12 protein-coding genes are annotated in these 19,300 nt (G+C 68.6%); 3 read left to right on the top strand and 9 right to left on the bottom strand.

Translation table 11 applies throughout. The annotated features are described in order from the left end of the window. The 3 genes from KY501_RS01635 to KY501_RS01625 form a co-directional block, all read right to left on the bottom strand. A complete protein-coding gene (locus tag KY501_RS01635) occupies positions 1-531 on the bottom strand; it encodes an OmpA family protein (RefSeq protein WP_224360556.1) in 531 nt (176 codons plus the stop codon). Between the two features lie 87 nt (positions 532-618). Further along, positions 619-1,992 carry a sigma-54-dependent transcriptional regulator gene (locus KY501_RS01630; RefSeq protein WP_224360555.1) on the bottom strand — a complete coding sequence of 458 codons (1,374 nt, stop codon included), beginning with the start codon at positions 1,990-1,992 and terminating at the stop codon, positions 619-621. Then, positions 1,982-4,099, bottom strand: coding sequence for a two-component system sensor histidine kinase NtrB (locus KY501_RS01625; RefSeq protein WP_224360554.1), 2,118 nt, complete (start codon positions 4,097-4,099; stop codon positions 1,982-1,984). Before KY501_RS01625 ends, KY501_RS01630 begins: the two co-directional genes overlap by 11 nt. 225 nt (positions 4,100-4,324) lie before the next feature. Here KY501_RS01625 and KY501_RS01620 point away from each other — a divergent pair, with 225 nt between their 5' ends. Both KY501_RS01620 and KY501_RS01615 read left to right on the top strand, forming a co-directional pair. Further along, positions 4,325-5,164 carry an acyl-CoA desaturase gene (locus KY501_RS01620; protein WP_224360553.1) on the top strand — a complete coding sequence of 280 codons (840 nt, stop codon included), beginning with the start codon at positions 4,325-4,327 and terminating at the stop codon, positions 5,162-5,164. Between the two features lie 121 nt (positions 5,165-5,285). After that, the gene (locus tag KY501_RS01615) at positions 5,286-6,635 is read left to right on the top strand and encodes a B12-binding domain-containing radical SAM protein (RefSeq protein ID WP_304608587.1); all 1,350 of its coding nucleotides are present in this window, start codon (positions 5,286-5,288) and stop codon (positions 6,633-6,635) included. Here the strand turns inward: KY501_RS01615 and KY501_RS01610 are convergent. From KY501_RS01610 to KY501_RS01600, 3 genes are all read right to left on the bottom strand, one after another. After that, a complete protein-coding gene (locus KY501_RS01610; protein WP_224360551.1) occupies positions 6,612-10,880 on the bottom strand; it encodes an AAA family ATPase in 4,269 nt (1,422 codons plus the stop codon). The two genes, KY501_RS01615 and KY501_RS01610, sit on opposite strands and share 24 nt — an antisense overlap. Before the next feature lie 44 nt (positions 10,881-10,924). Next, positions 10,925-11,326, bottom strand: coding sequence for a hypothetical protein (locus KY501_RS01605; protein WP_224360550.1), 402 nt, complete (start codon positions 11,324-11,326; stop codon positions 10,925-10,927). 116 nt (positions 11,327-11,442) lie between these two features. Beyond that, complete coding sequence (locus KY501_RS01600) at positions 11,443-11,970, bottom strand: SLOG cluster 4 domain-containing protein (RefSeq protein ID WP_224360549.1); 528 nt, start codon at positions 11,968-11,970, stop codon at positions 11,443-11,445. A 288-nt stretch (positions 11,971-12,258) separates the two neighbouring features. Between KY501_RS01600 and KY501_RS01595 the strand changes: the two genes are divergently transcribed. After that, entirely contained in the window at positions 12,259-12,447 is a 189-nt protein-coding gene (locus KY501_RS01595; protein WP_224360548.1) for a hypothetical protein, read from the top strand. Between the two features lie 43 nt (positions 12,448-12,490). Here the strand turns inward: KY501_RS01595 and KY501_RS01590 are convergent, their stop codons facing one another. The 3 genes from KY501_RS01590 to KY501_RS01580 are packed head-to-tail and all read right to left on the bottom strand — an operon-like array spanning position 12,491 to position 19,110. Then, a complete protein-coding gene (locus tag KY501_RS01590) occupies positions 12,491-15,766 on the bottom strand; it encodes a serine/threonine-protein kinase (RefSeq protein WP_444881604.1) in 3,276 nt (1,091 codons plus the stop codon). Between the two features lie 53 nt (positions 15,767-15,819). Continuing rightward, positions 15,820-16,665 carry a hypothetical protein gene (locus KY501_RS01585; protein ID WP_224360546.1) on the bottom strand — a complete coding sequence of 282 codons (846 nt, stop codon included), beginning with the start codon at positions 16,663-16,665 and terminating at the stop codon, positions 15,820-15,822. A gap of 24 nt (positions 16,666-16,689) precedes the next feature. Continuing rightward, positions 16,690-19,110: a TonB-dependent receptor plug domain-containing protein gene (locus tag KY501_RS01580; RefSeq protein ID WP_507236543.1), complete on the bottom strand. Its 2,421-nt coding sequence runs from the start codon at positions 19,108-19,110 to the stop codon at positions 16,690-16,692. Positions 19,111-19,300 lie beyond the last annotated feature (190 nt).

Raw genomic sequence — 19,300 nt, 5'->3', positions numbered from 1 at the left:
CTATGGGGCATCCACTCGGGCGTGCGCCACGGAGACCGAGAACTCGCTGCGGCGGTTCCTGGACCAGACGCTCTCGCCACTGCCCGACTCCGCCGGGCGCTCCTCGCCGTAGGACACGACCGCGATGCGGTCCCGCTCCACCCCGAGCTTCACCAGGTAGTCCCGAGCCGCCGAGGCCCGCCGCTGCCCCAGGGCCAGGTTGTACTCGGTGGTGCCCAGCTCACACGTGTGGCCGGAGATCGTCACCCGCGTCTCACGGCGCGGCCGCAGGGCCTCCGCCACGTGATCGAGCAGCACTCTCGAGTCGGGCCGCAGGGTCGCCGAGTCGAGTTCGTAGTAGATGGGCCCGAAATCCAGTGCTGGCAGCTCGGCGACTTCCTTCGCGGGTGAAGAAGGTGGCTTCACCGGCTCGGAGCGGGGCTGCGTGCCCACCGAGGAAACGTTGTCAGAGGAAACCTTGGCCGCGGACTTCGTGGCACAGGCGCTCGCGCCAATGGCGAGCAAGAGCAGCGGAAGGAGCAAGGAGCGCATGTCTTGCTCTCAAGCAACGCCCATGCCGCATCCGCGCTCCTCGGGAAGAGCCCGCGCCCGGGCTCTTTACCCTGGTATCGCGCCACCCTACCGTGGCGAATTACCCGTTCCCTTCTCGCGCTCGCGGCGGTGGATGGTGGAGACGTCGATGCCGAGCAGCTCCGCGGCCCGCGTCTTGTTCCCTCCGCAGTGAGCCACCACCCAGGAGATGTACTCACCCTCGAGCTGGCGCAGCGGCCACAGCTCCTCCTGAGCCAGGGAGAGGGGGTGGACCTCGGGGCTCACCGAGGGTGCGTGCAGCTTGAGATCGGCCAGCTCCACCGTCTCCCGAGGCACGAGCACCACCAGGCGTTCGACCAGGTTCTCCAGCTCTCGCACGTTGCCCGGCCAGGGCATCGTGCCCAGTGCGGAGACCACCTCGGCGGACAAGGCCGTCACCTTCGAGCGAGGATTCCTCGCCCGAGCCCTCGCCACGAAGTGCTCGACGAGGAGTGGAATGTCTTCGCGCCGCTCGCGCAGAGGCGGAATCCGCAGTGTCACGACGTTGAGTCGGTAGAAGAGGTCCGCCCGAAAGCGGCCCTCGCGCACGCGGGCCTCCAGGTCCTGGTGGGTGGCCGCGACGATGCGCACCTCCACCTTGCGGCTGGCGTCCGCCCCCACCGCCCGGACCTCTCCGTCCTCGAGCACCCGCAGCAATTTGGCCTGGAGCTCGGACGGCATGTCGCCAATCTCATCCAGGAAGAGCGTGCCCTTGTCCGCCTCAACGAAGAGCCCTCGCCGCGGCGTCGTGGCGCCGGTGAAGGCTCCCTTCACGTGGCCGAAGAGCTCACTCTCCAGCAGCGCGTGGGGCAGCGCGGTGCAGTTCACCGCCACGAAGGGCTCGGCGGCCCGAGGCCCCTCCGAGTGCAGCGCCCGCGCCACCAACTCCTTCCCGCTGCCACTCTCCCCTCGCAGCAGCACCGGTGCGCCCGAGTGGGCCACGGGCTCGATCAGCGCGTACATGCTCCGCATCGCGGCGCTCCGGCCCACCAGCGCTCCCAGCCCGCCCGGCCCCGCGGCCTGACGCAGCTCCCGGTTCTCCGCGCGCAGCCGCCGCTCCTCCAGGGCCCGCCGCAGGTAGATGAGCACCTCCTCCAGCCGGAAGGGCTTGGTGAAGTAGTGCCAGGCGCCCCGCCGCATCGCCTCCACCGCGCTCTCGATGCCTCCGAACGCCGTCATCATCAGCACGGGCATCTCCGCGTCCACCCCGCGCGCCGCGTCCAGCACGTCGAACCCGTCCACCTCCTCCATGCGCAGATCGCACAGCACCGCGTCGAACGGGCGCGCACGCAGCAGGCGGATGGCCTCCGCACCTCCCGTGGCAAGTTCCACCTCGTAGCCTTCGTCCGTGAGCGGATCCTGCAGCATCCGCCCCATCTCCACGTGGTCATCGACGACCAGGATGAGTCCCTTAGATGACATGCTGTTCCTCGGCCGCCGCGGGCCCCGCCGCGGGCCAGAGCAAGGTGACACAGGTGCCTCGCCCGGGCTCACTCTCCAATTCCACCCGCCCACCGTGATTGCGGACAACGTGCGCCACCATCGTCAGCCCCAGCCCCGTCCCCTGCCCTCGCTTCTTTGTCGTGAAGAAGGGATCGAACACCTGGTGGAGGTTCTCCGGCGGAATGCCGCACCCGTCATCCTGGACAGTGAGGGTCACGAACCCCCACGCCCCCGAGGAGGAATCATCCGGAGCCGCCGCCGTCAGCCGGACCCGTCCCCCCGCGCTGCACGCATCACAGGCGTTGAGGGTCAGGTTCACGAGCACCTGCTGGAGCTGGTCCGGATCGGCGGCGATCGCGGGCAACCCCTCGGGCAACTCCCACTCGATCCGCACCTGACGCCGCTCGGCCTCCAGGCGCAGCAGCTCGCTCACGTCTCGCAGCAGCGACCCGATCGCCACGGGCCGCACCGCCGCGGGCTGGAGCCGCGAGAAGTCCAGCAACTGGCGGATGGTCCGGCTCACCCGATCGATCTGCTCGATGATGACGCCCACCCCTGCCGCCTGAGGATGCGCGGAGCCCAATTTGCCGAGCACGTACTCGGCGCGGCCCCGGACCACTCCCAGCGGCGTGCCGATCTCATGCGCGATGCCCGCCGCGAGCACTCCCACGGTGGCGAACTTCTCGGCGCGCAGCAGTTGACTCTCCAGGGCCCGGACGTTGCTGAGGTCCTCGACCACCAGCAGTGTGCGGACCTCGGGCTCCCGCGCCTCCAGCGGCACGGCGTGGATGCTGTACTGCCCCTCCTCTCCGAAGAGCGCGAGCGGTTCTCCCAGCAAGCTGCGCACACGAGCCTCTCGGATGGCCGCCTCCACCACCCCTTGCAGGCGCTTCAGCACCGGTTCGGAGGCCTGGGGAAAAGCCGCCGCCAGCGGAGCTCCCACGACGTTCGAGGGCATCCGAGATCCCAGCGCCTGATTCACCGCGCTGATGCGGCCCTCCTCCGTGAGCGCCAACACCCCCGTGGGGATGTTGTCGAGGATCTTCTGGGTCTTGTCGTGCAGGTGCGCCAGCCGATCCGCATGCCGGCGGCTCTCGCGCAAGGCCACCGCCCGACGCTGGGCCACGATGACGTACACCCCGAAGGCCACCAGGAACAGCGTCACCAGCATCGCCGCCAGGGATAGCCGCACGATGAGCCCCCGCTCGTGCGAACGCAGCGCAATCGTGGACACCAGGGTGGCGGCGGACCAATGACTGCCGCCCCTGAGCGGAATGGAGGTGAAGGCAGCCACCGCCTCCGCCTTGCCCAGCCCGAGGCGCTCCGCCTCCTGCTCTCCGATCAACAGGATGCCCCGCTCACCCGCCCTCATCTTCTCCGCCAACGAGGCATAGGTGGGAACACGCCCCTGCTCCGACTCCAGCCGCTGGTACCAGCTCGCGAGCCCCGGGTCGCTCGCCACGCTCGGCTTCCCGTGCGCACCGATGAGGAGCAGGCGTGCCTCCGGATCCGAGCTGACGATCCGCAGCGGAGCAAACACGGACTGCGTGTCCACCAGGACCGCCACCGCGCCCTGGGGCACTCCCGCTTCCGCGGGGATGGCCGTGGCGAGGATGCGCAGCCAGCCTCCTCCAGCCCCCGTGAGCGGAGGAGAGCTGGTGATCTCCCCAGGAGCATGCTCGAGCGCCCGGCGAGCCGTCTCCCCGAGCGCAGGAAAGAACGTTCCCTGCACCACCACGGGATCGGCACGTCGATCCACCAGCCGCAGCCGCTCGACCCCCGCGTCGTCATAGGCGGCGATGACCTTGTACTGGCCAATCACCTCCAGCAGCGCCCGGAGCTCGCGCCGATGCTCCTCCGAAGTACCCGGCTGCGAGAGCAGCTCCCCAGCGAAGAGCAGATCGTCGCTCACATCATCCAGGGCCTCGTTCACGCCCCGGGTCGCTTCATCGAGCTGAGCCTGGCGATCCCGAGCGAACTGCTGCACCAGATCCGCGCGGCTGCGCTGGAGCACCGCAACCACGCCCACGCCCACGGTGGCGAGCGCCGCGCACAGCAGGAGGATGGGCACGAGGGTCTGGCGCATGGGTAGAAACCGTCTAGCAACTTGCGAACCGGCGCGGCCGCCAGCACACCCTGGCCCACGGCCGCCGCATCCGTGGCAACCTGCCACTCCCACCCGGGCATTTCGCCAGCACCCCTCTTGCGAGCCGTTGACGCACCCAGCTAGAGGAGAACCGGCGGGCGGAAACCTTACAATCGTATGCGAACGGGACTAAGCTCGGTGTGGCACCTACCCCCTGCGTGTGCCATGGCCGACACTCCCGTTCCGCCGCTCCGCGTCAACAAGCTGGTCGTTGCCTACCTGGTCGTGGTCCATGCACTCGCGGCCTCGGCCTTCTTCCTGCCCGTCCCGTCGTACGCGTTGCCCATGGCGGTCTGCGTCTACGTGGCCCTCGGGCTGGGCACCACCGTGGGGCTCCACCGGCTCATCTGCCACCACGCCTTCGAGTGCCCGCGCTGGGTCGAATACACGCTCGTCACCCTGGCCATGCTCACTGGCCAGGGCAGCCCCCTGCTCTGGGCGGCCACCCACCGCATCCACCACGCCCATGCGGACGCCCACGGGGACGTCCACTCGCCCCAGCGCAGCTTCTTCTACGCGCACCTGGGGTGGATCATCGATGACGGCTCCACTGGCTCCGAGGACTGGAAGACGTGGTGCCGGGACATCGTCGGGCACCGCTACTACCACTGGCTGCTGCGCTACCGGCTGGTGCCGCAACTCGTGACGGTGGTGGTGCTGGGCCTGGTGCTGGGCTGGAAGGCGCTGCCCGCGTGCTTCCTCCTTCCCATGGTCTGCTGGATGCAGAGCACCTACCTGGTCAACTCGGCCTGCCATGTGCCGCTGCTGGGCGTGCGGCCCCAGAGCACCCGCGACCAGAGCACCAACGTGTGGTGGGTGAGCGTGCTCGCCCTGGGCGAGGGCTGGCACAACAACCACCATGCCTACCCGGCCTCGGCCCGCCACGGCTGGAAGTGGTGGCAGTGGGATCCGGGCTGGATCTTCATCCGCCTGCTCGAGCAGCTCGGGCTGGCGTGGGACGTGCGCGTGCCCACCCGGCGCGAGAACGAGGCCCCGACGACCTGACCCCCGCCGCCACGTGCACCCCCGCACGGGCCTGGGAAGCAGCTCCCTCACACTTATGCGCATCGCCATCATCGCCACGTATACGCATCCCACGCGTACACGAGTGAAAGAGCCGTCCATCATGCAGTCCTCGGTGCCGGAGCTCATCGCCGGGCTCTGTCCCGACCACGCCGAGATCGAGATCTTCAACGAGAAGGAGGCGGACATCCCCCTGGATCGCCACTGGGATCTCGTCTTCTTCTCGTACCTGCACTCGTACTACGAGCACACCAAGGTGCTCTCCACGCTGTTCCGTCAGCGGGGCATGACGACGGTGGCCGGAGGCCGCCACGCGGGCCACTTCCCGGACGATGCCGCGAAGTACTTCGACTCGGTCGTCACCGGTGAGCCCGAGGCCAACATCCCCGTCCTCATCCAGGATTTCGAGAAGGGCCAGCTGCAGAAGCGCTACAGCCTGCCCTCGCTCGGCGCGTCCGCCATCCGGCCGTACCGGTACGATCTCATCGACTTCACGCACAACAAGGTGCGGCTGCCGGGCATCGAGGCCTCGCGCGGCTGCCCCTTCACCTGCAACTTCTGCGTGCTCACCGGGCACGAGAAGTACCGCTTCCGCCCCATCCCCCAGGTGATCGACGAGATCAAGACGCGCATGGTCTGGAACCCCAACTTCATGGGGTTGATGAGCAAGGCATTCATCTTCCTGGACAACAACCTGGGAGGCTCGCCCAAGTACCTGCGAGAGCTGTGCGAAGCGCTGCTGCCGCTGAAGACGACGTGGGGCTGCGCGCTGACGTTCAACGTCCTCAAGGACGAGTCACTGGTGAAGCTGATGGCGCGCGCGGGGTGCCGCTACATCTATACCGGCCTGGAGTCGCTCAACCCGGACTCCATCAAGTCGATGAACAAGGGCCAGAACAAGCTGTCCGAGGTGGATGCCGTCATCCAGCGCGTCTTCTCGGCGGGCATCCTGCTGTCGTTCGGGCTCATCGTCGGCGCGGACGGAGACACCAACGAGTACCTGGAGAGGGTCCCCGAGTACCTGGCCGATCTGAAGTACTTCTCGGTGACGTTCCTGGGCATCGTCAGCCCGTACCCGGAGACGCCCTTCTTCCGAGAGCTGCAGGGCGAGGGGCGCCTGCTGCCCGGCACCCTCAGCCGGGACTACGACGGGTACACGCTGTGCCACCAGCCGAAGAACCTGCACCCCTCGGAGGTGGTGGAGCACTTCACCCGGCTGTGCAACACCCTGGGCAGCCTGCCCAACATCGCCAAGCACTACTGGTCCAAGCTCACCATGAGCGACATGCCGCGCTACAAGACGACGATCCTCTTCTCCGGGCCGGAGATCCTCAGCATCCGCAACCCGCTGAAGAACAAGGCCCGCCGCTACATCGCGGGCCAGGATCCGCTCGAGGACTGGGATGCCCAGCAGATGGCGAAGCTGGGACTAGAGCCGCAGCGCCTCACTTGAGGCGGAGGTGGATGGGGCCAGCGCCTTGGGGGACGCGAGGAGCGGACTCATCCGCTGCACGCGCCGCAGCTCGGCCTTGGCGCCGATGGCGGTGAAGATCTCCCGGGCCCGCGCGAGCAGCTGCGCGCGACGGTGAGGCAGGGCGACGGCCGCGTCGAAGCACGCCACGCCCAGCTCCCACTTGTTGGGCCCCTTCTCCAACACGGAGATGGCCTCCAGGAAGACGGGCTCGGCGGCGGCCGTGCCCTTGCGCAGGTTGAGGGCGCGGGCCGTGACGCGGAGTGAGGGCCCCTTCAGGTACGGATAGATCCGCGACAGGGCCCGAGCCTTGAAGGTGGCCAGCCGGACGATGCGCCGGAGCTTCGAGCGAGGCACCGAGGTGGCGCCCTCCTCCAGCGCGAAGAGCGCGGCCTCCGCCGCGTCCACCAGGCCGATCTGCAGGAACGGCACGAGCACCTGATACTTCCACAGCGTCTTGAAGGCGCGCACGGCCACCTGCGCGGCCTCTTCCACGCGGTGCTCGCGCACATAGATGTTGGCCAGGTGGTTGAGCGCCGCGCACTGGTTGGCCAGATCATCCACCTGGATGCTGATGTTCAGCCCCTTCTCCACCTCGGCGCACAGCTCGGCCACCTCGCCGTCGCCTCGCAGGTAGCGGCACATGGGCACCCAGGCGTGGGACCAGCCCTGGTGCATCAGCGCGTTGAGCTCCACGCCGAGCTCCCCCATCTCCCGGTAGTACTTCTCGGCGACTTCGAAGCGCCCGGAGGTGAAGTGGCTGGTGGCGACGATCATGGTGGAGGTCTGCACCTCCCACCGCTCGCCCGCCAGCCGGAGCATGCTGATGGCCTCTTCCTCGAGTTTGACGGCCCGCTCCGGATCATTGTGGAACAGGGCGTTGATGCCCAGGCGGCTGAGCGCGATGCCCTCGGCCACCACGTCTCGCGAGCGCCGGCCGAACTCCAACGCCCGCGTCAGGTAGCGCAGCGAGCGCTTCAGCAGGCCGGAGCCGAAGAGCATGGTGGCGTAGTACCCGCTGGCCTGGCTCAGCCCGTAATCCGTCCGGGAGCGCTCCGCCATGTTGATGGCGACCAGCGTGGCCCAGGTGAGCTTCGAGATGTCGACGAAGTAGTAGATCTTGATCAGCGAGATGAGCGTGTTGAGTTGCTTGATGAAGAGGGCCAGCCTGTGGGCCGGCACCGGCCGGAGGATCCACGGGAAGGCCCGGCTCAGCAGGTGGACGCCCATGTTGAGCGCCGTGCGCAACACCAGCCCCGCCTGGGTCCGCGGCGGAGCGCGCCCCATGAGCTTCAAAGCGCTCTCCAGCTCCTGGATGGCGCGGCCGGTGGCGCCCTTCTCCTGGAAGGCCCGGCCCAAACCCACGTGGATCTCCGCGCGCAGGTCCGCCGCGTCCTCCTCCGACAGGCGCTGCTCGAACATCTGGATGGCGGCGTCGTAGTTGCCGGCCTGCAGCAGCGTCTGCGCCAGCTCCAGCATCACCTGGCGCGTGTCCTCCAGCACCACGGCCCGCTCCAGCGTCTCCGAGGCGGAGAGCACCTCCAGGGCCTTGTTGTAGTGGTGGATGGCTTCTTCGTTCGCGTACTGCCGCTTGGCGGACCGAGCGGCCATCAGCGTGTACTCCAGCCCCTTCGCCTCGTCGTTCCCCGCCAGGTAGTGGTAGGCGAGGATGCCGGCCGGCTTCACGGCGTTGTCAGCGGCCTTCTCCTCCAGGAAGCGCGCCAGGCGCCGGTGCAGATCCTCTCGCCCCGACACGAGCAGCGTGTTGTACGCCACGTCTCGGATGACGATGTGCTTGAAGAGGCAGGTGTAGGGCTCCTCCATCTCCAGGAGGATCATCCCCAGGCCGGTGAGCGCGGCCATGGCCCGCTTCGTCTCGTCCAGCTCGATGCCCTCCGGCAGCAGCGCGTGGACGGAGTCCAGCGAGAAGATGCGCCCGACGACGGACGCCACCTTGACGATGAGCTTCTCCAGCTCTGGCAGCAGATCGATGCGGTTGAGCACCACGTCCTGGATGGAGTCCGGGATGCGGATGCTCTGCAGGCTGCGCCGCAGCACCCGCCCGCCCGCGGTGGACTCCTCCAGATGGCCCTCCTCCACCAGCCCCTCCACCAGCGACTCGATGAAGAACGGGTTTCCCTGGACCTTGGCCATCAGCATGTTCTCCAGGGCCGTGTTCGGCGGAGACAGCTTCAGGTGCAGCCGCAGCAGCTCGCGCGCGTCCTCCTCGTTGAGCTGGGACAGCTCCACCAGCCGGAAGGTATCCAGGTCGTGCAGCGAGCGCAGCGCCTCGCCCGGCCGCATCGTCACCAGCAGCGACAGCCGCAGCGGAGAGATCCGCATGGCCACGTACTCGATCAGATCCAGGGAGATGTGGTCCGCCCAGTGCAGATCCTCGAAGAAGACGAGCAGCGGCGTGGCCTCGGACACCCGGACCAGGAGCTGATGGATGATGTGGAACACCTGCTGGTTCTTCTGGCGCGCATCCAGCGAGGCGGTGAGCTCGTCCTCCACCACCGGCAGGCCCATGATGCCGGCCAGCACGGGCACCCACTCAGGCCCCACGCCCTCCAGCCCCTCGAAGACGCGGCGGATGCGCTCCAGCCGCGCCTCGGGCCCGTCGCCCTCGCGCAACTGGAACAACTGCACCAGCACCTCCTTCCAGGGGAAGAAGGGCGTGAACGTCTCATACGAGTAGCAGATGCCGTACAGCGTGAAGGCGCCCTGCACCTCGGCCAGCTCCACCAGCCGGCTGGACAGGCGCGACTTACCGATGCCCGCCTCGCCCGAGATGACGCACACGCGCCCCGCTCCGGCGATGGACTCCTCGACGGCCTGGCGCAGCGTCTCCAGCTCCTCCCGGCGGCCGACGATCTCGCCCTGGGCCTTGATGAGCAGGCTGCGCAGTTGCCGCGACTCCGTCTGCACGCGGTAGATGGGCACCACGCGCTGGATGCCCTTGAGCTTCGCGTCCTCCACGTGCACGGTGCCGAACTCGTGGTGGATCTTCCGCTGGGTGGTCGCGTCCACCTGGACGCCCGTCTCCCGCGCGTGCGCCATGAGCCGGGCCGCGATGTTCACCACCTCGCCCAGCGCCCAGTAGCCCTTGCGGGACGGCGCCCCCATCTCTCCCCAGTACGCAGGGCCCGTGGCGATGCCGATCCGCAGATCCTCGATGAAGGGGAACAGCGTCTGGCCATTCAGCAGCTTCTTGGCGAAGTGGCAGGCGAGCACTTCCTTGTTCTGCTGCGCGGTGGGCGCGCCGAAGACGAAGTAGAGGACGTTCCCCTTGTCCGTGAAGTCCGGCATCAGCAGCACGCCCCGGTGCGCGGTGCTCTCCCTCTGGGCGAAGGTGAAGAACGCGTTCATCTCCTCGACGAACGCCTCGGCCTCCGCATGGGAGCGGCGCGCGCCCACGCGCACGAAGACGCAGGTGATGTCCCGGAAGTCCCCGGTGAAGCCCTGGTGCGAGGTGATGACCGTGCGCAGCAGCTCAGGGTGGAGCAGCAGCGCGCATTGCCCCAGCGTCCGAGCCCCTCCCACCGGCAGAGGACGCGGAGGCAGCGTGGTGAGGTTCTTCGGCGGCGCGAACTTCAGGAAGCCCTCGAGCCGCTCTCCCTCGGTATCCGGCGGGAGCAGCGTGCTGGCCTCGCGGCTCACGACTACCTCTCCGCCAGAGGAGCGCTTCTCCGCCGCCACGGCCTGTTCCAGCGGCTGGCCGACGAGCCCGGACTGCAGCCACTGCGCCTGCTCGCCCAGGATGATCCGGTGGCACTCGCCAAAGCCCACGCCGATGCGCGAGGACAGGGTGAACCGCTGGCCCAGCAGATCCACGCTGGCGTAGCGGGCCAGCTTCTTCTGCACGTGCGTGCCGCAGATGGCTGCCCGCCGCACCACGTCCGCGTCCGTCTCGCCGCGCTCCGGCTCGAAGAGGGCCAGCGCCGAGTCCCCGGCGAACTGGTAGATGTCTCCACCGTAGTCCCGGATGCCCTCGATCATCTCCGTGAAGTAGGTGGAGAGCAGGCGCTGGAGCGCGTCGATCCCCCGGGGGCCCGCGCCACTCAACGAGACGACGATGGGCGTGAAGCCCGCGATGTCGAGCAGCAGGCTGGCGCCGCGCGCAGGCTCCACCGGCGGCAGGGGCACCTCGCCCAACTGCGCCAGCCGGCGGACGATCGCTGCCGGCACGTAGGGCGCCAGCGCCGCCAGTGTCATCCGCTCGTTCACGTCCCCCCCTTCCTACCCTGCTCGGTATCCGGGACCATGGCCGCTCAAGGAAGCACGGAGAAGCGGATCCACGAAGAGAAAGAGAACACCACCACCCAGACAGCGATTTCTACTGTCTCGGAGAGCGGTTGTGTCTTCCGGATGGCACCCCACAGGTGGATGAGGATCATCAGACCCGAGACGATGGCGATGAGCTCGAACAGCAGGTGGTGGCTCTTGGGGTCTGGGATGCCGTGCGCCACCGCGAAGATGAGGGTGAGCGCCGTGGCTCCCAGGCACCGCCCGAAGTACACCGTCAGGTCCGTGCTCCCCTCGGGGATCTTCCACCCGAACCACCGGGCCCACGTGAGGGGGGCCAGCAACAGCGGCAGGGCTATCACCAACAGGAAGACCCCAACGGAGATGACGAGGAACCAACTGGCCTGAGGGTATTCAGGGTTGATCATGACAGGGCGACGCCCAGGGTATGCCGCGTCACCCGCAGTGAAACGGTGACGCAGTGTTCTGAACCCATCATAACAGAGCGCTTGCGCGGACGACCTGTCAGGTTTGCGAGGGCGCGCTACCTCACCGTGTCCAGCAGCCAGTCGCAGACGCGCTCCAGCGAGCCCGTCCGCTCGATCTGCTCGGGGAAACGCCGGAATTCCCGCTCGGGCCCGAAGAGCAGCGTGGGCTTGTGGTAGCGCAGGGCCAGGGCCGCCTCGGAGGCCGTGCCCGCGCCGCCCGGCAGCACCACGAGCGCGTGTGAGGAGAGCACGTTGAGGTGATTGCGGCTCATGAGTTCCTGGCCCTGGGCGCCGCTCAGGGGCAGGTGGGTGAAGACGGGCAACTCTACGCTCGGATTGGGATAGCCGGGCTTGGGCCGATACACCCCGTCCACCAGCTCGCCCGGAACGATGCCGATGGAGACTCCCCGCCGCCCGGGCACGGCGACGAACGCCTCCGCCGCCGCTCGCATGACGCCCTCTCCCGCCCCGGTGAGCAGATCGTACCCGTGCTCGGCGATCCACCGCGCGAGCGGTACCACCCACTCGCGGTACTCGTCCCGCCCGGACCCCAGCACTCCGATGACCTTTCTGCGCTGCAACATGTCCCTTCCCATGTAGGGAGGCGGAGCCTCGGAATCCACCGAATCAATGCAATCTCGGTGCTGAGCCGCGCGGCCCATTTCCAGGCATTCGAGCAAGCGAGCAAGCCCGGACGCCGGGCACTGAACCTTGCAAGTCCCCGTCTCTTTGAAACATGCCCGGGTTCCAACACGTTCCCCGGCGGCCGTGTCGTTCTGGCCGCGTGGAAGAGGCCCACCTGACGCGGTGTCACCTGATCCGCGTGTCGGATCTGCCCCCTAGCGTGATCCGCGGAACAGGGAGGCTGAGCGATGCGAGATGTGTGCGCGGGCTGTGCACGGCACGGCAAGGCCTATGAAATCTTTGACTGGTGTGCCCGCTGCGAGCGCTCCCTCTGCCCGGATTGCATGAAGGAGGGCTGCTGTGAGCGCATCCCCGCGCGCTCCGGCCAGGTGGCCTTCAAGCAGGACCTGGGACTCTGGCGCCCGCGAGCCACGTGACGGAGGCGGGCCGTGGTGGCGGCCCGGCCCCTGCCCCGGAGTGCTACTTCTTCGCCTGGGGATCGATCTCGACTTCCTGGCCCGGCACCGCCATCACCGCGACGGTGGTGACGCCAGCCGCGCACTCGACCTGGACCTCCAGCTCCTTGCCCGCGTCGATGGGCGCCTTGACCGGAGTCTTCCCCACCATCTCGCCGCTGACCTTGACGGTGCAACCCACGGGGTTGCCCAGCACACTCAGCGAGCCCTTGCTGCCCGCCTGGCGGGAGGCCTCGGGGATGGTCCGCACGTCGATGCGATCGCGGCGCTCCGTCCGGCCGAACCGGTGCAGCTGGCCATTCATGGCGGTGGAGACGAGCAGCGCGCCCGGCTTGTCGACGCGCGGCGAGTTGTCCATGCGGAGCCCGCCGATATAGAGCTGCTCACCCTGGCTGAGGTTGACGACCTCGATTCCGCCATTGCCGCCCAGGAAGTGCATGAGGCCGAAGCCCAAGCCTCCCAGGACCACGACGGCGCCGACGGCGATCGCCACCCAGTTGCGCGAGGAGGGAGGAGACTCGGGCGGCGGAGGCTGCTGAACCGGCGCGGGCGGCGGCGGAACGGGGGCAGCGACGGGGGCAGCGACGGGTGCGGGCGCGACCGCGGGAATGGCGACACGGGACTGCGCAGATCCGGGGTTGCGAGCCACCGGAGCCGGAGTCGCCATCTGGACGCTGGGACGATGCGGCGGTGCGGCCACCGCGACCGCCGGAGCCGCTGGCGCCGCCGAGAGCGCCTGACGCTGCCCGGTCCCAGTCCCCTGAGCCATGGGGGCCGCGTTGGCCTGGGGAGCCACTCCCGCGGGGATGGCCCGGATACCCGAGCGCGAGGCAGGAGACGGAGCGCCACCGCCCGCATTCCCGAGCGCGGGGCGCTGCCCCGTCTGGCTGGGCCGGGACGGCTGTCCCGCGGCCTGCTTCACCTTGACCTGCTGCTCGGCGGCCTCGGCGTCCACGGCGGCCTCGCCGCCCGCGGCCATCTGGGCCGGCTGAGCGGTGGGGATGGGACGAGGCCCGCTCCCGGAGCGAGGAGACGGCGTGCCGCTAGGGCTGGGCCGAGGGCCCGAGCCCGTGCCCATGCCCGGGCGTGAGCCCGTCAGGTTGGGACGAGAGCCGGAGCCCGTGCCGGAGTTGCTCGCGGCGCCCGCCAGCCGCGCCGAGGAGCGCGTGTCGGACGGCGCCAGTTCCCCGGAGCCCGTGCTGTTGATGCGCGGGTGCGAGCCGGAGCCGGAGGACGAGCTGGCGGCGGGCGCGTACTCGGACAGCCTGTCTCCGAGCGTGTCCTTGAAGAACTGGGCCACCGCGGCCGGCGAGGAGTTGAGCCGGTGGTGGGCCATCACCGCCTCGATCTCCTCGCGCATGGCCGCCGCCGAGGGCGTGCGCCGCGAAGGATCCTTCACCAGCGCGCGGAGGATCAGATCCGACACGTCCTGGGGAATGCTCGGCTTGAGCTGCGAGGGGACGGGCGCCGGCTCACGGACGATGGCGTTGAGCGTGGCTGCGTCGTGATCGCGGCGGAACGGCAACTGGCCCGTGAGCAGCTCGAAGAGCACCACGCCCAGTGCGAACACGTCGTTGCGCGCGTCCAGCGAGCGGCCGGCGGCGGCCTCCGGAGAGATGTACGAGATCTTCCCCTTGAGCACGCCCGCCTGGGTGTGGTCCTCGCCCTGCACCTTGGCGATGCCGAAGTCGCTCAGCTTGATGGCGCCGTCGAGCGACACGAGGATGTTGTGGGGGCTGACGTCGCGGTGCACCACGGGGTGCGCGTTGCCGGCCGGGTCCACGTAGCTGTGGGCGTAGTGCAGGCCGGCGGCCGTCTCCGCGACGATGCGCAGCGCGTGCTCCATGGGCAGCGCCAGGCCCTTGCGGCGCAGCTCGTTGAGGAGCCGCTTCAGGTCCGGGCCGCGCACGTACTCCATGAGGATGTACGCCACGCCCTCGGTGACGCCCACGTCGAACGTCTGCACCACGTTGGGGTGCGTGAGGCGCGCGTTGGCGCGGGCCTCGGCGAAGAGCATGTCGACGAACTCGGGATTCTCCGCGAACTGCTGGAGAATCTTCTTCATCACCAGGAACTTCTCGAAGCCCTTCACGCCCACCTGCTTGGCGAGGAAGACTTCGGCCATGCCGCCCTGGCCCAGCCGGCGGATGATCTGCAGCTTGCTGCCGCCGTGCGAACCGCTGATGTCCGTGTTGCCGGCACCGCCGGCCTCGGGCGCGGTGTTGGTGGAGCCGAAGAGGAACTGCGTCCTCGAGCGGGCCTCCAGCGACTCCACGTCCTCCATGGGCTTGTCCGTCAGCGGGACGCGCGCCAGGAACTGGGGCAGGTTGGGAATGGAGGCCAGCCGGGAAGCCCCGCCACAGACGACGCAGGGGCGCTCCTGCCCCTCGTTCTGCCGCAACTGCTGGAGGAAGCTGGCCGCGTGCAGGCGCTGGTGGTGGAGCTGGCCGCAGTTCTGGCACTCGTACGGCAGCCACAGCGAGTGGATCTTCGCCGGAAGCGCCTTGCCGGACTTGGCCAGCGGCGAGAGCACCGCGGGAGGCACGCGGCACAGGAAGACCTGGGCGCCCTTGGCGGACGTCTCCAGCACCTGCTCCAGCTTCAGCACGCCCTCCAGCTCCACCTTGGCCACGTGCGCGAAGTCGAACGCGACGCGCCCCTCCAGGCCCGAGGCCAGCCGGCGCACGTTGAGATCGCCCCGGATGACGCTGGCCAGGGTGACGTAGGTGATGTCGTCCTGCACCACTTTCAGGTGCGAGGGCAGATCCAGCGGCTCGGAGGCGACGGCGAGGCGCAGGTAGCGCATCACCACCGGATCCACCGTGCCCAGGTTCTGCCGGCGCATGTACCCGAAGAACTCGCCGGGCAGATCGGCGAACTCCAGCGGGTTGGAGCAGACCGGGCAGTTGTGCTCGGGGGCGCGGTTCTCGGAGATGACCTGCGCCTCGTCCATCAGGTTGACGGCGCGCAGCCGGTCCTCGCTGCACGTGCGGCACGTATACGGCGCCAGCACGGTGAGCACGCGCGTGACGCCCGCGAAGCCCTCCACCATGTTGAGCTGGTCCACCACCACCGGCGGTGCGTAGACCATGTACATGCTGATGGCGCCCGACGGCAGCTTGGACGCGAACTCGATCCACTTGCGCACACCGAACGAGCTGATGCGATCGACGCAGCCCAGATCGACGATGACGATCCCCGTGAGTTCAGGGGAGGCGGACGTGAGTGGGAACGTCTCGTCGATGACGCCGGAGATCCGAACGTGGGTGATGTTCCCCACGCGGGAGCGGCTGATGTGTGCGTTAGAACCCTGGTTCTCCACCGGCCCTACCCTCATTCCGTACAGAAGAGCAGCGACTTGGGGAGCGCCGCGCGGCGGCGTGCATCCCCCAGGTCCACCGCGCAAAGCACTCGCGTTTCACGCCCACGGTTCACTCGCACGGCGATGGCGTCGCTGTGCTCGATCATCCGTCTCAACCCCAACCCCGCCCCTCCTCCTGAAGCATTGACCTGCACGCGGCCGCCATACGACTCCAACGCTCTGACAAACGGTCCTGTCGTCAGCCGGCCAAATTTGTCCACGGCCTCCAGATAGACGCGAGCGCCGTCCACCGCGAGCCCCAACTCGCAGGCGTCCTCCGCATCCACATCCTGCACCTCGGTCCGGCGGTGGGCGTACTTGGGCTCACCCTTGGCATCCACCGGCGCGTCGAGCAACGCGTTGACGGCCAGCTCGTGCATGACGTCCGCCGCAAGCTGGGCCGCCGTCTTCGTGCCCCCGGCCTCCAGCACAATCATGGAGGCCGCATCCGCGGCGTGCTGCACATCCTTCAGCCGCTGGATGCGCTGCCGGGCCACCGACAACCCTTGAGGCGTCAGGGGCCCGCCATTCAACGCCGCGCCGAGCAACAGTGCTTCCCACTCACTGGGCCCGCTCTCTGGCTGACGCGTGGAGAGCAGCAGCGCGGGCGGATCGCGTTTGAGCAGCTCCGCGTGCGCCGGAGTCAGCTTGCCGTCGAAGAGGACCAGCCGGCGTACCGAGGCGCGCGCGGCGCCCGTGTCCTCCAGGCTCGAGTACAGGGAGACACCGCCGCGCGCAAGCGTGGGGGCCACCTGCTCGAGCACCGTGGGCGCGAGCGAAGGATCCGCGATCAGCAGGAGGCCTCGGGAGGCCTCCACGTGGGGAGCAGTTCTCACAGCGGGTTAGTAACGGAGCTTGACTTCCGTGTACACGCCCCGAGGGGGTGCCGGGAAGCCGTGCGACTCCTGGTACTTCGAGTCGAAGAGGTTGGTACCGAGAAGTGACACGGACATGGCGTCCGTCACGTTCACGCCCACACGGGCGCTGGCGGTGACGTAGCCGGGCAGCTTCACACGCTGCGTCTCACCCGTCTCCTCGACGATGAAGCCGGGGTCGAAGCGCTCACCCACGTACAGGGCGTACACCTCCGCGAAGCCGTACTTGCCCATGGCGGTGCGGGCGCGGGCGTACACGCGGTGGTGCGGGGCGTAGTCCAGCTGCTCGCCGTCGCCGCCGCCGTACGGCACCGACTTGGCGTCCAGGTACTGGTAGGCCACGTCGAACGAGGAGTTCGCCGCGGGGATCTGCGCCGCCGCCTCGATCTCCGCGCCCAGCACGCGCGCGTCGCCGATGTTCCGGAACTGCGAGGTGGAGCCGAACATGAGCTGCTGATTGATGAAGTTCTGGGCGCGGTTGTAGAAGCCCGTGGCCGTCAGGCGCACCCGGCGCTGGAAGGGCCAGAAGTCCACCGCCGCCTCATAGGTATCCAGCGTCTCGGCCTTCAGGTCCGAGGAGCCCAGCAGCGTGGCCGCGTACATCTGCTGGTTGATGGCCAGCTCCGCCAGCGTGGGCGCGCGGAAGGCGCGGCCGTAGTTGGTGCGGAACGTCAGGTCATCCATCGCGTGGAACACGATGCTGGCGCGCGGGGAGATCTGATCCGTGCGCTCCGCCCACACCTTCTCGGGGATCTGGTAGCGGTCGTAGCGGGCACCCGCGCTGAGCACCAGCTTCTGCAGCGGGCGGAACTCGGCGTCCACGAAGCCACCGAGGATCGTCTCCTTGGTGTCGTCCAGCGACAGCCCCTCGAGGACGTTCTGGTTGTTGACCAGGTCGTCCTTCACGTCGCCGCCGAAGGTGACGTTGAGCTTCTCCAGGGTGAGCAGCGCGCGAACCTCACCGCCGTACCGGCGGCGCTTGCCCAGCGCCGGCTGAAGCTCGCTGGTGATCATGTTCTTCTGCTCGACGATGCGGCGCTTGAAGTAGGCGTAGGTCTGGCCGAACACGCGCAGGTTGTCCGTCACCTGCTGGTCGTACTGAGCGGACGCGTTCAGGTTCTCCACGTGCTCGTTGTCATCCGCGGTGTAGTGGCAGCGGCCGCAGTTGCCCACGGTGGAGATCTGCTGGCCACCCGGACGGCCCAGGTCCGCGTCGGTGTAGTCGGCGTTGAGCGAGAAGCCCTTCACCTTCACCTTGCCGCTCACCTGATGGACCGTCGAGTCCTCGTTGTTGTCGGTGATGCCCTTGACCGGGTCGTTGAACAGCTGCGGGCCGTCCGACTTGAAGCCGTAGTAGCTGGCCAGCGCCTCCACCGGACCGCCGCGGCCGGCCACCGTGGTCTGGATGCGGTAGGTGTCGTCCTGTCCCGCCAGCAGACGCGCATCCGCGCCCACCTGGTGGCCCTCCTGGATGAGATCCGACGGATCGCGCTCGATGAGGTTGATCACGCCGCTGAAGGCGTTGGAGCCGTACAGCGAGGAACCCGGGCCGCGGATGACTTCCACCTGCTTCAGGTTGACGAGCGGCGTCGTCTCGTCCGCGTAGAACTGGCCCGTCCAGGGATCCGTCAGCGGACGGCCGTCCTTGAGGAGCAGCAGGCGGTTGGACAGGTAGTTGGAACCCAGGCCACGCGCGCTCACCGCCACCTTGCGCATGGCGCCGCGGCGGCACTCCAGGCCGGGGAAGTACTGGACGGCCTCGCACAGGGAGAAGGCACCGGTGCCCTCGAGCTCCTCGGCGGGGATCCACGCCACCGTCAGCGGCACATCGGAGATGCGCTGCTGGCGCTTGCCGGCCGTCGTCACCACGGCCTCGCTCAGCAGCTTGTTCACGCCCTCTTCAATGGAGTTCTGCCCGGAGAGCGGATCATCCATGCCGAGGCCGGCCATGCTGGCGGGCGGCGGCAACGGACGCGTGCTCTCGGGGCCCGCGAAGGGAGCAGGCGCCGGCATGGTGCTGCTCGAGGAGGACTCCGGCGCCAGACCGCCCGAAGTCGACGTCGACAGGGTGCTCGACGAACCGGAGCTGGTGGTAGGGGCCGGAGTCGGCGGGGGCGCGGCGACCGGAGTGGGCGCCGGAGTCGGCTCGGGCGGCGGCGGGACGGGAATGCTGGGGGTGCTGGTCGCGGCCGCAGGGGTCTCCTCGACCGGCGGGGAGACGGTGGGATCCTCCACGCTCAGGTTGTCCACCGACGAGGGCGTGGGAACGGGCGCCGGAGTGGAGGTCGCGGGCGTACCGGGAGCGCCCTTCACCTTCTTGGGAACCTTGCCCTTGCCCTTCACGGTCTTGGCCTTGGCATCCGCGGCGCCCGCGGGCTTGGGCTTCACAGGGGCGGCATCGGCCACTCCGGCGGCGAGCCCGAGCGCGAGGCAGCATGCCAGGGAGATCCTCAGGGACGCGCGAAACCCGCGGTGCCCAGACTGAACCAATGCCGCGACACGCCGCGGCCAACTCGTTACAGAAGAGTGCATCATTCTCGCATCCGCTAGAGGAGCAGCCTTTAAGGTTCTTGCAGCC

This window comes from Hyalangium versicolor (assembly GCF_020103695.1).
GTDB lineage: Bacteria > Myxococcota > Myxococcia > Myxococcales > Myxococcaceae > Hyalangium > Hyalangium versicolor.
The sequence above is the reverse complement of the archived record's forward strand: the minus strand, read 5'-3'. Positions and strand labels throughout refer to the sequence as shown.